18 protein-coding genes and 3 pseudogenes are annotated in these 13,448 nt (G+C 32.8%); 20 read left to right on the forward strand and 1 reads right to left on the reverse strand.

Annotated features, from left to right (window positions below; genetic code table 11):
- The first annotated feature begins 48 nt into the window (after window positions 1-48).
- The 13 genes and pseudogenes from IE339_RS07765 to IE339_RS07820 all read left to right on the forward strand — a co-directional run bounded on the left by IE339_RS07765 (window position 49) and on the right by IE339_RS07820 (window position 7,957).
- The gene (locus tag IE339_RS07765; RefSeq protein ID WP_242175280.1) at window positions 49-693 is read left to right on the forward strand and encodes an HNH endonuclease; all 645 of its coding nucleotides are present in this window, start codon (window positions 49-51) and stop codon (window positions 691-693) included.
- A gap of 15 nt (window positions 694-708) precedes the next feature.
- Window positions 709-1,188: a DUF6985 domain-containing protein gene (locus IE339_RS07770; RefSeq protein ID WP_242175281.1), complete on the forward strand. Its 480-nt coding sequence runs from the start codon at window positions 709-711 to the stop codon at window positions 1,186-1,188.
- A 1,108-nt stretch (window positions 1,189-2,296) separates the two neighbouring features.
- Window positions 2,297-2,446: pseudogene (locus IE339_RS07775) on the forward strand (recombinase family protein); the annotation flags it as partial.
- A 199-nt stretch (window positions 2,447-2,645) separates the two neighbouring features.
- The gene (locus IE339_RS07780; RefSeq protein ID WP_242175282.1) at window positions 2,646-2,945 is read left to right on the forward strand and encodes a hypothetical protein; all 300 of its coding nucleotides are present in this window, start codon (window positions 2,646-2,648) and stop codon (window positions 2,943-2,945) included.
- 4 nt (window positions 2,946-2,949) lie between these two features.
- On the forward strand, window positions 2,950-3,762 hold the full coding sequence (gene imm47, locus IE339_RS07785) for an Imm47 family immunity protein (protein WP_242175283.1): 813 nt from the start codon (window positions 2,950-2,952) through the stop codon (window positions 3,760-3,762).
- Between the two features lie 446 nt (window positions 3,763-4,208).
- Window positions 4,209-4,532, forward strand: a complete 324-nt coding sequence (locus tag IE339_RS07790) for a hypothetical protein (protein WP_242175284.1) — start codon at window positions 4,209-4,211, stop codon at window positions 4,530-4,532.
- A gap of 22 nt (window positions 4,533-4,554) precedes the next feature.
- The gene (locus IE339_RS07795) at window positions 4,555-4,890 is read left to right on the forward strand and encodes a DUF3969 family protein (protein WP_242175285.1); all 336 of its coding nucleotides are present in this window, start codon (window positions 4,555-4,557) and stop codon (window positions 4,888-4,890) included.
- 178 nt (window positions 4,891-5,068) lie between these two features.
- A pseudogene (locus IE339_RS24800) lies at window positions 5,069-5,233 on the forward strand (tetratricopeptide repeat protein); the annotation flags it as partial.
- A 13-nt stretch (window positions 5,234-5,246) separates the two neighbouring features.
- Entirely contained in the window at window positions 5,247-5,666 is a 420-nt protein-coding gene (locus tag IE339_RS07800) for a hypothetical protein (protein WP_242175286.1), read from the forward strand.
- Between the two features lie 156 nt (window positions 5,667-5,822).
- Window positions 5,823-6,113, forward strand: a complete 291-nt coding sequence (locus IE339_RS07805; RefSeq protein ID WP_242175287.1) for a hypothetical protein — start codon at window positions 5,823-5,825, stop codon at window positions 6,111-6,113.
- A 721-nt stretch (window positions 6,114-6,834) separates the two neighbouring features.
- Window positions 6,835-7,185 (forward strand): hypothetical protein, encoded by a 351-nt coding sequence (locus IE339_RS07810; protein WP_242175288.1) that lies wholly within the window; start codon window positions 6,835-6,837, stop codon window positions 7,183-7,185.
- Window positions 7,182-7,541, forward strand: a complete 360-nt coding sequence (locus IE339_RS07815; RefSeq protein WP_242175289.1) for a deaminase domain-containing protein — start codon at window positions 7,182-7,184, stop codon at window positions 7,539-7,541. The genes IE339_RS07810 and IE339_RS07815 overlap by 4 nt, the downstream gene beginning before the upstream one ends.
- A gap of 11 nt (window positions 7,542-7,552) precedes the next feature.
- The gene (locus IE339_RS07820; RefSeq protein ID WP_242175290.1) at window positions 7,553-7,957 is read left to right on the forward strand and encodes a hypothetical protein; all 405 of its coding nucleotides are present in this window, start codon (window positions 7,553-7,555) and stop codon (window positions 7,955-7,957) included.
- Between the two features lie 525 nt (window positions 7,958-8,482).
- Here the strand turns inward: IE339_RS07820 and IE339_RS07825 are convergent.
- The gene (locus IE339_RS07825) at window positions 8,483-8,683 is read right to left on the reverse strand and encodes a helix-turn-helix domain-containing protein (RefSeq protein ID WP_242175291.1); all 201 of its coding nucleotides are present in this window, start codon (window positions 8,681-8,683) and stop codon (window positions 8,483-8,485) included.
- A gap of 159 nt (window positions 8,684-8,842) precedes the next feature.
- On the opposite strand from IE339_RS07825, the pseudogene IE339_RS07830 reads away from it, so the two are divergent.
- The 7 genes and pseudogenes from IE339_RS07830 to IE339_RS07860 all read left to right on the forward strand — a co-directional run.
- Window positions 8,843-9,055, forward strand: a pseudogene (locus tag IE339_RS07830) (HNH endonuclease); the annotation flags it as partial.
- 14 nt (window positions 9,056-9,069) lie between these two features.
- Window positions 9,070-9,537 (forward strand): DUF6985 domain-containing protein, encoded by a 468-nt coding sequence (locus tag IE339_RS07835; protein ID WP_242175292.1) that lies wholly within the window; start codon window positions 9,070-9,072, stop codon window positions 9,535-9,537.
- A 765-nt stretch (window positions 9,538-10,302) separates the two neighbouring features.
- Window positions 10,303-10,725, forward strand: coding sequence for a hypothetical protein (locus IE339_RS07840; protein ID WP_242175293.1), 423 nt, complete (start codon window positions 10,303-10,305; stop codon window positions 10,723-10,725).
- Window positions 10,726-10,751: 26 nt separating this feature from the next.
- A complete protein-coding gene (locus IE339_RS07845; RefSeq protein ID WP_431522786.1) occupies window positions 10,752-11,117 on the forward strand; it encodes a YxiF family protein in 366 nt (121 codons plus the stop codon).
- A gap of 20 nt (window positions 11,118-11,137) precedes the next feature.
- On the forward strand, window positions 11,138-11,647 hold the full coding sequence (locus tag IE339_RS07850; RefSeq protein ID WP_053402854.1) for an ankyrin repeat domain-containing protein: 510 nt from the start codon (window positions 11,138-11,140) through the stop codon (window positions 11,645-11,647).
- 63 nt (window positions 11,648-11,710) lie between these two features.
- Window positions 11,711-12,217 carry a hypothetical protein gene (locus IE339_RS07855; RefSeq protein ID WP_053402853.1) on the forward strand — a complete coding sequence of 169 codons (507 nt, stop codon included), beginning with the start codon at window positions 11,711-11,713 and terminating at the stop codon, window positions 12,215-12,217.
- Between the two features lie 508 nt (window positions 12,218-12,725).
- A complete protein-coding gene (locus IE339_RS07860; RefSeq protein ID WP_053402852.1) occupies window positions 12,726-13,142 on the forward strand; it encodes a hypothetical protein in 417 nt (138 codons plus the stop codon).
- The last annotated feature ends 306 nt before the right edge of the window (window positions 13,143-13,448 follow it).

The following is a 13,448-nucleotide window of genomic DNA, read 5'->3' on the forward strand; positions in this document are numbered from 1 at the left end:
CGACTGGTAGGAGAAGGCTATTGGACGGCCAGTCGTCAAGGGGATGATTTGCCGAGTAACAGAAACGAAACCCCACCTGCAAACAACCGCCGATCTGTCGACCCACCTAAAACGCGTACAGTCGTGGAGAAGGTTTCAAAAGCGCAGCTAGAGAGTCTGAAGAGTAAAAAAGGCGCTCATTATAAGGTTGATGGGAATCGAAAGATTGAGCGGGTTGAGAGTACTAAGGGTACGGGTGAAGTTTCGAAGAAGAGTGCAACTAGAACCTTTAATAGTACTTATGAAGAAAGACTTGCACAAACACCAGTAAATAATGGAAAATGGACTGGAGAACGTGGTGAATCTACATTTATTCATGAGAATGAGAAAGTCAATGAAATCCTAAGTCAAGTTGATAAGAAAGGCATTGATTACTCAGATGCTGTCCCTGATTTTTCTCCTGTCTCGAAAGGAAGAGTTGAAATAGAAGGCATGTCTATTGATAGAGATGCTAATTTTAAAAAAGCTGATGAACTGTTAGCTGAAAAATGGGGGGTAACCCCTAAGGAAGTAAGGAAATGGCGTAAGCAAAATAAATATACTTGGCACGAGGATAATGATTTGAAGACTATGGACCTAGTGCCTTCTGTAATAAATAGTAAGTTTGGTCATTTAGGTGGAGTTTCCGAGGCAGGTAAAGCCGAAAAAAACTAATAGAGGGTGGGATCAATGGAGACAATTAAACATGAAACGTTTGGAGAATTAGCCTATAACTATGGTTGGAAGAGGGATATTAACATTACTTTGTTTGGACATGAAAAGACTGTAACATTAAATATTGAAGCAGAAGATGATGCAGAATTCGAAGATGCACAGGTCAATGCTTATCATAAATTTTTTAATGACAAAGAACGTCTTTTGAACTTGGCTGAGGATGCTATATTGAACTATTATTTAGAAGTTTACGAAGATTACAGACAGCGACTCGGTGAGAAATTCGCTGATAAGATGGCTCCTATCATATCCACAAAGGACGAGATAGCTAATATTGTTGAACCTAAGCAACTGATATTTCCTATGGTCTTTGATGAAGATGTAAGACAAGTTGGTTTGTTACTTGAATGCACGTGGGAACCTGAGCATGGTCTTGCGGTAAAATATGAGGATGAAGAAATAGTCGAGGTTGGTTTTCAAGATATTGTTTTATAATTTGGGGGCTACCCAGTGCCGAATGGACCCAACGGTTTTTATGAGATAAAACTAATAAATAAGGCAGTGGCAAAAGAGTTCATTAATTATTTAAAGGATAGTAATACTTCGCTAAAAAAAGATGATATTATGAACTTTTTAAAAGGGGTACAGTAGAATTTAAAGCACTTGATTGTCTACTTTAGGCAACAAGTGCTTTTTGTTTTTTGTGAGAAATTTATGCTTTGGACTACATAAAAAATGCTAATGAAAATCAATAGCTTATGATGGTTGTACCATCAAGGCATTATGTTTTAATACTTGGATAGCATGAAAAGTAAGATAACCGGGCGAGATGATATTTAATTGTATGAGGGGTACAAAGGCATGGAAAACACATAAAGCTAATAAGTTTTAAAGGTATTACATGGCAGGGGACACATAAGGTGTGATACTATTTTTACGATGCAATGAAACTTACAAACTTAAAGCCAAACATGAAAACTTAGAAAATACATGAACTTAAAGCACTTGATTGTCATTTAGGCAACATGTGCTTTTTTGGTTGAGAATTTTAAAGATAGAGAACTACAGGAATAATGTTTTTTGAAATTCATAACTTATGATGGTTGTACCGTCAAGGCATTATGTTTAAATCTGGATAGCATTAAAAGTAGGATAACCGAACGAGATGACATTTTACATGGTAGAGAGACTTATGATAAGGCATTGACAATAAAATAATGAGATTGTACAAGCTCGTGGTGATAAACAACATGTATAAAAAGGGATGGAGATAATGACAGTGATTTATTTGAGAATCGATAGCTCATGATGGTATTACCATCATGGAGTTTTATTTTTATACTTGGCTATGAAGAAAAGTGTGAGAATTTGGCGAGATGACATTTTATATGGTAGGAGTACTTATGACTTTGTCTAACTAACAAACTAACGAGAATGGACAAGCTCGTGGCAATAAACAATGGGAAAAGTGAAAGAGTGTTTTTACATGGCACTGATTTTTAAATTGTGGGTTGTATTTTTACTAGATAGGGTCATATAATACTCGCTATTCGTATAAAAAGCGTTACGAAAATTAAAATTTATGTAACGGGAGGGTGAAAAGTTGAACGTTGTCGGGTATATACGAGTCCCCACTCAAGGGCAAGCGAGAGATGGATATAGCTTGAAATATCAAGAAGATGAAATTAAAGCATATTGTGAAGAACAAGGCTGGAACTTGATACACATTTTTAGAGATGAAGGAATAAGTGGCTGCTGATTTTTTATTTAGAGATTTTAAGATTACAACATAAGGTACGGGTAATAATTCTTCGAGTAAGGATGTTTATGGACCTTATTATGATGAGGCAAAAAAATTACACGAAACTAACCCTGATTGGTATCCTAATCCTGATGAATCTACAATAGTAAAGGGGAAAGAACTAAAGGAAGAAAGAGCAGACTATCAAGCGTTGATTAGAAGAGGGGAACTTGAAAAAGGTCACCATGTACAAGGTTTATCTTTTGGGGGAGAGAATGTAAGTTCAAATATAAAGAATACAGGAGAATCGACTATTCGTCGAGAGCAAATTGATGATTTGAATTTGGATTTTTATCATGAAATGGGTTATGGTAAAGAAAATGCTAAGGTACTAAAAATACATGAGAATGAAAATGGGATTATTGTATTTGGTAATAATCCACAACATACTGAGGTTACTGTTTTTCAAAATAAAGTTCTGAAATGGCAACGAGAAAATGGAAAGAGATAATTTAATGAAAGTAGGTGGATTTATGGGAGAAACGAGAAATCTTATGAATAGTATATGGTTTGGAAAAAAAACAATTTTAGCTAAATCAGAAATAAAAGAAAAAATTTTAAAATCTTTAACAGAAACGGAAGTTTTATTTAACTTAATAGAATTATTTAAAACGGGGGATTTTACTCAAAAACCACTATTAGTTCAATTAATGAATCAGACTAAAGATGAAGCGGTTCTGAATTTATGTATTAGAGTATTTTTATCTGTCGCAACACATGAAGACTTAAGGGATTCAAATAATCTCCGTTTTCTTAGTGAGGTAACTGAAGAAACAGTAGACACTTTTGCATCAGCAGCCACAACCTCACTTTCTCTTGAGGTAATTCCATATTTATTGGCTTTACTTGAAGAGTGGGAGGAATTCAGTGATACAGCTACTATTATAAGAGACTCTATTGATTCCTTTATTAATTTTGAAGATCAAATTGGTGAAGATGCAACTATAGATGAAATTGGAAATTTTTATTTTAAGTATTGTCAGGAGAAGGATACAAATAGTTATTATTTTCAACAGAATTTAGCTTTTCCTGGAGACTTAGCTAAAAAATTGATTCAGCGGGTTATGATTGCTGCTAATAATGAGGAGCAATTAAAAATGGAATTAATACCATCTTTATTATCAATTTGGACTGGTAAAAGAGTACCTGCTGATTACAACACTATTATTAGTGCAAGTAATTATAAAGATTTTATTGACTATATAAACGAACTTTCAAGTGAAAACTGGGAAAAGGGACAAAAATATTTTTACGGATATAAGCTTTAACTATAATCTATGGAAAATAAAATATATGTGAAGTGGATAGGAAAAAATAATAGGGTGTTTAAAATACATACTTCATGATGGTTGTACCATCATAGAGTACTATGTGCAATGATAGAATAAGAAAACGAGGTACGAGCTTAGGCGAGATGACATTTTACTGGGTGATGAATATAAACACATGGAATGGACAAAAAACTAGCGAACTCGTACAAACTCGTAAGTTTTAACGTAGTAGTTGTCATGACATGTAAAAGGTGTCATACTGTTACTACAAAACTTACAAATTTATGCTACTTAAAAACATATGAACTTAAAGCACTTGATTGTCTACAACAGGCGACAAGTGCTTTTTTATACTTTCCAAATCTTTATCTCTTTGTGTTTTGTTCTATGCTAGCGCAGCCTATCAGCTCACAAAAAGGGCCGATGCTGAGGCTGTCGCGTATGTGAAGAAAAAGAAACCCGAGGGAAAAGCGCATGCTGACCAGGTTGAGAGTGCTAAGGGTACAGGAGAAATTAAAAATGTGTATAATTCTCAAGTACCTAAATATCCATCTGGATTTAAAGGGGTACAAAATGGTACTAAGAAAGTAAATGTAAAGAACCAAGATGTATTAGGAAAGTTAAGAGAAGTAGAGTCAGGACGATGGAAGAAAATATATAAGGATGGCTATGATACTAATGGTAAAAAGATATCGATACACTATTTTCAAAGTCAATCTGGAAAAGTGTTTGATGTAAAAATTAAACCAGGTTGGAGTAATAGATAATTTTAAAATTTGGGGTGCAATCGTGGAATTAAATATTAGTATTTCAGGGAAAGAAGAAAGTGAAAGGTTAGTTTCAATAATTCAGTTAGGATTATTATCTGTTTTAGAAAAAGAAATAATAAGTATCGAAGAAGCTGAAGGGTATTTATTTAACCCGTTCACTGTTAGCAAACTTGAAAGGTATGGTTTAAGTAAAGAAGTTATAGATATAATAAAGGAAGGTTGTGAATTAGAAGATATACAGAGTTTAATGCCTGAAAAATTACTATCAAATATTATTAGGTTAAAAGAACAAATACTAAGTAACATTGCTGTTATGCCAAGCCCAGTACTACCAACAGAGAAAATTATTAAATAGATGTATATTATTGCACTTGAACTTATTGGTTCAGGGGCTTTTTAGTGGGTGGAGTGCCGAATAAACGGTTAATTATTTACAGATAAGAGATAATCCTTGTAAGCTCTATATGATGTTTTAACAAATTCTTTAGTACGTACACCACCTTTAAAACATATACCCCATTTATTTTGTTTCAATAGAAAACCCTTTTATTATGTTACGTCTCGGTGAAAGTTTGTATGAATTAGGAGAAGTTAATAAATCTAAAGAGTATTTGCTTAGGGCATATATCCTTGAGGGATATTCGATTTTTTATAGTGAAGATGATAAATATTTTGAAGTGATTAAAGATGAAATTTAGGAGGTAAATAGTAATGGCTTATGTAACAGGTGAAAAGGGTGTGTACATACAAGGATTAATGGATAAGAGTAATGAAGAGTTTGATAAGAGAAATTTAGAAGAGTCTGTTTTTTTATTGGAGCAAGCATGGGGAGAGCTTCCAGATGATAAGGTAACTTGTGACGAGAGTTTTTTAATAATATGGGGTATTTTAGATATTTCTATTTTATTAAATGATGTTGAACGGATGAAAAAATGGGTTGATAAAATATTTGTTGCAGATCCTGAAAGAGGAGATACAGGTGAACGAGAACTCTGGGCTGGCAAGGTGGCTTATGAGGTAGGGGACTTCTCTAAAGCTAGAGAGTATTTAGAAATAGCTAATGAGAAATCTAGTGGTAGATGCTTTAGTGCAGAAGATGGGAAGTATTTGAAATTTTTGAAAGACAAATAATAAACTTTCTCCAAAACAAATTCAAAAGTTAATTGAAAGAGATGTTAGTTCTTCTGATTTTTGGAAGAATAGAGAAATTAGCTGGACTAAAAGGGATAATGAGTATTTGATAAAAGGGGAAGTTTTCAGCCAATATATAAAAGTTTCGTCTAAGGAGTGAAAAATTTGAAATTATACTTTCTAAACGAGTTTTTAGGAGATATACGTAACATTAATATTGATGGTATGTGGATTAATGCTGAAATTATCGCTTCAAAAAATATAGACAAATTCGATGATTTTTTTCTAGCGATTGTTGATGAGGAAAATAATTTTGAAGAAACTAATTATAACGAAGAATGGTTAGATGATAGCAATTGGTATGTTATTGATGATGAAAATAAGAGAAAGGGTATATACATACCTGCAGTTTATCCTGATAGGGAAATTAATTGGAGGTGGAGATAATTTATAGTTAGATAGTATTGATATTTATAGAGTATAAAAAACTTTGATTGGAAATACGCTTTTCAAGGTTTTCTTTTTCTTTTTTTTTTTCAAGGTTACCTACCTAGTATTGAATTAACTGCTAATTATTTACAGAATAGAGATAACACTTTTAAACGCTATCTACTTTTTATTTTGTTAAGCAAATAATCATAATATCATCAGATACTACCATTTCTACTCTTCAAAACCATACTTTTGCTTTCTCCCTGTCTTTCACATTTTTTCGTAACTTTTACGTGCATAGAACGATGACTACTGTGAGAGGATTACTCCACCTTGAATAACTCCTCAGTGTCACCGTGAAAGTACACCAAAGAGTACATATAAAGATGGGCAGCCAAACCTTTTATTTAATGAAGAGGTTGCAAGAGATACTCATATTCAGTTAAATAGATGAGCAAATGATAGTATTGAGTGAACAAAGATTTTTTATGGATGAAAATGAAGTAATTCAAGTAATACCGCAAATTAATCAATATGTTTCTCAAGAGCAAAGTATCCAAAGTATCGAAGCTAGAAAAATTAAGTAAGTTATCCAAGGCTACAAAAAGTCATACGGAAGCGATTGCAAATCGCACGCAAACAAAACTGGATGCGCTTTTAAGGAATCCAAACAGCTTAGAAGAAAGATCGACTGGTAGGAGAAGGCTATTGGACTGCCAGTCGTCAAGGGGATGATTTGCCGAGTCACAGAAACGAAACCCCACCTGCAAACAACCGCCGATCTGTCGACCCACCTAAACCACGTACAGTCGTGGAGAAGGTTTCAAAAGCGCAGCTAGAGAGTCTGAAGAATAAAAAAGGTGCTCAGTATAAGGTCGATGGGAATCGAAAGATTGAGCGGGTTGAGAGTACTAAGGGTACGATTAAAGATGGGGTATCAAATAGAGCTATTGATAGGTACTATGAGAAAACTCAAAATATTAGAAGTGATATTAATAGGGAAGTTGAAAAAATAATAAATTCTGATGAATATAAAAATCTTTCAAATACACAAAAGAAAAAAATTGATAGAAAAGTGAAAAAATGAGTACTGCGAATGTTGCGGTAGCAGAAGTGAGTATTTTAGGTATAAAAAAAGAATTCCAAGTACACAGTCAGATTCATTCTTCTGATAGTCTAGGTAGTAATGTTGGAGATTTTAGTTATTCCAAAACAGACAGATTATTGGAAACGTATGTTGATGATGAGTTTCCGCGATTCAATGACACAGAGGCTAAGATTCTTGAGGATATTGCTTCTCAAATAAAAGATCCTAATACGAAAGGTCGAATAGATTTGTTTACAGATTTAGCTGCATGTCAAAGTTGTACAAATTTAATTATGGAATTCAGGAGAAAGTATCCAAATATAGAATTAAATGTTTATTCTGAAAATATGAGATAAGGATTGATGAGATGAATATGACAAGTTATGAATCAATAAAAAATTCTATAGTATTAGATTTTGAGGAATATATTGATGAAGAGGGGTTAAATGTAGCACAGGTGGCAGCAAAAACTTTGGAAGAAGATTGGAGAATAGTAAATGTAAGTTTATTTACTAAAACTTTATATTTTGTTTCTATTGCAATAGAGAGTTTAAAATACAAAGAAATTGCTGATTTTGTATATTCTAAATTAGATAGTTACCTAGAGAATACTAAATTTGAAGAGACTGTAGATGAGAATGATGTTGAACAATTGTTGCAAGACATTCATATTTGTAAAGAATTAATCAACAAAAATAATTATGATATTAGAGAAACTAGCGATTCTACCAAAGCAAGGGTAGAATATATCTTAAGTTTAAAAATTGATTAATATTTTATAAGTGGTTATTTCCTGATATTTACTATTAAATTCTTTTATTAATTAATTTGCTTGTAAGTTAATTTGGCTGATTTTAGTTTGTAGCGGGCTATTTTAATTATGATACTCAAATTGCGACTTCTCCAGAAAAATTTTTAAGAAAATTAGAAGAAAATGATAAATATTATTTGGGGTTACGAATTGATTAAAAAACATAACAAAACTTATACCTTGATTGGCTAAATGCCTTTCAAGGTTTCTTTATTGCGAGGGGGATACCCAGTGACGATTAGTTCATTTTTTATTCAGAAAATATGAGTAAGAGCTGTAAGCTCCATATTATGTTTTTCGAATTATATAGTACGTACAATACCTTTAAACGTATGCCTTATTTACTCTTTATTTTGTTAAGCAAATAACCATAATATCATCAGTTACCACCATTTCTATTCTCCAAAGTCATACGTTCGCTTTGTCCCTGCCTTTTAATTTTTCGCAACTTTTACGTATATTAAAACGATTACTATAGCAAGAGGATTACTCCACCTCAATTAACTCCTGAATGTCGATGTTTAACACTTTACATACCGTTTCTAAAGTAGACAGATAAACCCTGTTAATATTGTCTGAACAAAGATGGCTTATTGTATTTGGTCTTAAAGCTGTCATTCGTACTAGTTCACGTTGTGAGAGGTCGCGTTCTTTAAGAATTTCCTTCAGTTTGATTGAAATAGGCATAATATTTCCTTTCCTCTAGTTATATTACTTTACCGATACATAATAAAATTGTATCGGTAAAGGGATTGGATGTATCGCTAAAGCCTCATACAATATAAGTTTCCTGTTTATGATGGATTGAGTACAGCAAATGGAGGGAAAGGTAACTAAGTCAAATGATTAACACGCCAATTTGGAATGGAACCAGGTAGGGTTACTACCAAAGAAGTAGAAAACTACCGGGAGATAAATAAATTAACATGGCATGAATTAAATGATGGGAAAATAATGCAACTTGTACCGACAGAGATAAATAAAAGATTTGGTCATCTTGGTGGAGTAGGAGAGATAAATGCAGGAGCGTTTAAGCCGGGAGGATTTGCTAATAAATAAAAAGGAGAAATAAGATGAAAATAAATGATGCGGTTTTTGGTGAGCTTGAATATGATTTGCTTTGGTCTAAGGATACTAGCATTGTCTTTTTAGGCCATGAAGTTGAGATAGCGCTAATGGTAAAAGGTGCTGAGGATGGTAAGTTTGATAAGGAACAATATGCAGCATATACTTCACTTATGCAAAATTGGGAACAGTTACAACAAAGCCTTTTGCAATCCATATTAGACTACTACAAACAAGAGCGTCAGGATCTAGGTTATGATATTGAAGTAAATGAAAACTATCCATTAGTTGAAACAACTAATGAAATATCAGAGATGATAAGTTTAGATGGAATAGTTGTTCCCTATGTAGGTTCTTTTGAAGGTCGAGATATTGGACTTACATTTAATTGTACATGGGATATAGAAAATGGGCTAGGGATTCGTTTATTAAATGAAAAAGTAGCTGAAGTAGGTTACCAGGATGTTGCAATTTAAAATGGGCTGTTAAAAAGTAAAAACTCATGATGGTTCTACCGTCAGGGAGTACTGTGTGTAATGATAGAATAGAAAAACGGAGTACGAGCTTAGGCGAGATGACAATTTATTTACAAGGACCACTTATGGATACCATAAGCAACAAACACACGAGGTTAAACAAGCTAAAGGGTTTAAACGTTACGCTTGCCATGTGGTAAAAAAGATATCATACTGTCAATACTAAACTAACTTATAAAACTTGAAAATATTAATAAACGTAGAAATTTTATAAACTTAAAGCACTTGATTGTCAATTATGACAACGAGTGCTTTTTTTGTGTTTTAGCGCAGAAGTAAGTTGGTATAAGGGTTGTATTCTTTTTTTAGTGGTCGTAAAGTGCGTTTTAAAGGGTTTACGTTACGAACATGTTATCCGGACCGTATAAAAGCCAAAAAAGAGGCATCCATTGAGAAAAACCGGTTAGCGGAAGAGGCGAAAAGAAGAGAAGAGAAGAGTTAGGGTTCTTTGCGCCGTTTGCGGATGCATAGGATGATTAAGCACAAAACAGCCTACAAATTACCGATAGTGCAAGAAAAAGAAGTAGTTTAATAGGGTGGTAACATGGTTGATTTTTTTATTTATAAGAAAATACCATAACCAAGCATAAGGTTCAAAATGGACTGCACAGATAAAAATCGGAAATTAACAGCTAAAATTAGATGGAACATGGACAAAAAATCAATCTTTAAATGGGGTTCATATTCCGATAGAAGGGAAAAAATATGGATATGAATGAAATTAAGAATCTACCTGATAGAATACCAACTGAAACACTAATATCAATGTTTCAAAATGTATTAGATCAATTTAGAAATAATAAAATTCCAAAAAATATTTTTTTATTAATGCTTAGTCAACTAACAGACAGGCAAGTTATGACATACGAGTTATTAAGAAGTGATATAAGAAATGATATTGATAGAACTCTCTCTAAATTATGGAATACAGATTCCTATGATGAAGTAGATATTATTCTTTCTATTGTAGTAAATCTCGGTCTGGAAATTTGCTTCAATAAAATAAAAGAATCACTGGAACAGTATAAGGATATAGATACATCAATCCTAGATGAAATAAAGGAAACAATAGATGAAGTAGGTGAGAATATCTCTAATCCGTATGATAGTTTGGAAAAATTTAAATAGTCTGTTGCGCTTTTTAAAAAAATGAAATAGAAGCAGTATTGGTTAATGTTAATGAAGTATTTAGTTACTTAAATGAAATCATGGAGTTAACAAAGTTTTTAGTTGGATATGGAGATTTTATTCTAGTTGCAGAAGATGAAATTCAGCCGGGTGGTAAAAAGAGTGGGCCTGCCACGATACTTACAGATCCTACTAATACGGGAACGAAATTTCGTATTCATGCAACACCAGGAGAAGGTACACTGTATTTCAGGGTGCAAAATAATGGTGGAAACTATTTAAACCAAACGAGTGGTTTCCCTTCAAATGCGACTAAAAAAGAATTAGGAACTCGTGAAAAAATGGTTGAAATGCTTAAACTACTAGGTGAAGAAGCAGCATCAATGAAATAAAGATATTTTAGGAGGTTTCGATGGATAATAAGGAAAAAGTAATAAAAATCTATGATTTAATTAAGAATGGTGATATAGAACAAGCAAAAGAGATAATTATTACTAACAAAAGTTTACTTAATTTTGTAACACCTTTTGGAACGTGGCTACATGTTGCGACTAGAGCTGGTGAACTGGATATGATAAAATTTCTAGTTAAATCTGGTATGGATATTAACATAAACGAAGGTGTACCAAAGTCAGCGCCTATTGCACATGCGGCTAGTGAAGGTGAAATTAATATTGTAGAGTACTTATTTGATAAGGGTGCAATATTAGATGTTGGTGACCCGAATAGGAATCCTTTATTCTCAGCGATTTATGGTGGGCATCTTGATGTTGTAAAGTATCTTATTCAGAATGGTATTGACATTACTGTTAAGTATACAGGAGATACTATGAAAGATATGGGAGCTTATGAATTTGCTATTGAAAGAGGACAAGTAGAAATTGCTGAATATTTGAAGCAGAAGATGGATGAAAAAGAATAAAAAAACAAATTTTCCCCATTTTCCTTATGTTCCAAGAAAATAAATATTAAGTAGGTGAGATACTTGAGTAATTTGTTGTATCATGCATATTTGCCTGAAAATCACAAACATCATGTTTCTCTGGAAGAAATCATGAGTGGTGGCATTAAATATTCTACTAAGTCAAATAATAGATATAGTAATGGTGGCAGAGTGAAATTTGAGATAACAGAACTATTAAGACCTTCCAATACACCTGATTGGCTTAACTTTAAAGAAGCAATAGGTGTTGATATAACCAATCGTTTTTCCAAATCGTTTTGCTTTCCTATATTTACGGGTAAAATCCTAGTATTTGATGGTGATATTTCCCTTTCGATCTATGACCAAGCATTCTATGAGGATTTTAAAGACTTTGATGAGGAAGCTTTAAATTTTGATACTGGAGAAACTATTGAATATTGGATTAAACAATACTGGAAAAGTATGATGACACTTGAAGACTATTTGATAAAGAAACCCTATTCAAAGCCACAAGTGTTACTTTTTGAATCTGTACCAAAAGAAATTATTCAAGTATGTGAAGAGTAGACTTGTAAACCTTAATTGGCTATAGCCTTTCAAGGTTTTTTTGACATTTAAATTAAAAACTCATGATGGTAAGGAAAGGCATTGGCAGGTTCATGATAAAAGAATAAAAGACTACCATACATACTACTCGATCTATATTTGCATAAGAGAATGACAAAGTTCGTCGCGACAAAAAATGGGTAAAATAAAATGGAGTCAATATACTACCTTGACTTATAAAATTTGGATCGTATTTTAATAGTGCAGCTGTAGACATAACAAGGATAGATGGTAAAAAACTAAAATAACATTTGGTTATAATGGAGCTAGAAAAGGACAATTCAATCAAAGTGTAATGGTTTTCGTCAATATAACTTTTGAATAAATAGGGAGGATACTTATGCAGAATTTATCGGATGCATGGGATGATTTATCAGGTGGTGTTCAGAATGGAAAGATTCAAACAATGATGACAACTTCTTCAAAAAACTTTTTAAAACTGCAATAATAAGGGTATAGGGAGGTAATTATGCCTAGAGCTAGAATTAATGAAATGAAATATCATGGATATGAGAGGCTCTACTTATTGGAGTTGAAAGAATCAAATAGTAAAGTCTGGGCGTATGGTTTAGAACATGATAATTATGTTGAGAGTGGATTTGAAATTATGGAAAAAACAATTGAAAAAGAATGTGATTTTTCAATAGAGTGGGTTAATAAAATTAAGGTAGCTAGCTTTGATGATGACGAAATTATCCAAGGTAAACTAGGCTCATCTCACACAGTTTGCAATGTTACTATTTCAAAAGTAATAGACTTAGACTTATTTGAATTTTTTAGTGAAAGATTAGGAACAGTTGTCGTAGAGCTTGAAAATGACGTTGATTTCTTGGAAGTTGAAAGTAAAGTTTCATTTACAGGAAACCTGCGTGTGGATTTTATTTAAATTCTATCTACCAGATGAATGATTATATAGGTGGTTGTCTTATGACAACCGCTTTTTTATTGTTAGAGTTTAAGATTACAACATAGAGTGCGGATGAAGCTCTTTTATCTTCTAAAGGGAGATTTATAGATTTAAAATTAGAGTCTGATTATGCTAAATATCTTACACGTAAAGCAAAAGAGGGAAAACCTCAAAGAGATAGGATAGGATGGAAAGAAGCAAGAGATTATTGGTTAAATGATTCTCCTATGTCACGGGGTAATACATTTAATAAAAAATCGGTTTTCAAAGATTGGTATTCTTGAA

The organism is Priestia koreensis (genome assembly GCF_022646885.1).
Lineage (GTDB): Bacteria > Bacillota > Bacilli > Bacillales > Bacillaceae_H > Bacillus_AG > Bacillus_AG koreensis_A.

Excerpts from the sequence above, each read along its gene's own strand:
- IE339_RS07815 (WP_242175289.1), top strand. The coding sequence starts at position 7,182 with ATGAGTACTGCGAATGTTGCGGTAGCAGAAGTGAGTATTTTAGGTATA.
- IE339_RS07770 (WP_242175281.1), top strand. The coding sequence starts at position 709 with ATGGAGACAATTAAACATGAAACGTTTGGAGAATTAGCCTATAACTAT.
- IE339_RS07825 (WP_242175291.1), bottom strand. The coding sequence starts at position 8,683 with ATGCCTATTTCAATCAAACTGAAGGAAATTCTTAAAGAACGCGACCTC.
- IE339_RS07850 (WP_053402854.1), top strand. The coding sequence starts at position 11,138 with ATGGATAATAAGGAAAAAGTAATAAAAATCTATGATTTAATTAAGAAT.
- IE339_RS07840 (WP_242175293.1), top strand. The coding sequence starts at position 10,303 with ATGGATATGAATGAAATTAAGAATCTACCTGATAGAATACCAACTGAA.
- IE339_RS07820 (WP_242175290.1), top strand. The coding sequence starts at position 7,553 with ATGAATATGACAAGTTATGAATCAATAAAAAATTCTATAGTATTAGAT.
- IE339_RS07860 (WP_053402852.1), top strand. The coding sequence starts at position 12,726 with ATGCCTAGAGCTAGAATTAATGAAATGAAATATCATGGATATGAGAGG.
- imm47 (WP_242175283.1), top strand. The coding sequence starts at position 2,950 with ATGAAAGTAGGTGGATTTATGGGAGAAACGAGAAATCTTATGAATAGT.
- IE339_RS07800 (WP_242175286.1), top strand. The coding sequence starts at position 5,247 with ATGGCTTATGTAACAGGTGAAAAGGGTGTGTACATACAAGGATTAATG.
- IE339_RS07835 (WP_242175292.1), top strand. The coding sequence starts at position 9,070 with ATGAAAATAAATGATGCGGTTTTTGGTGAGCTTGAATATGATTTGCTT.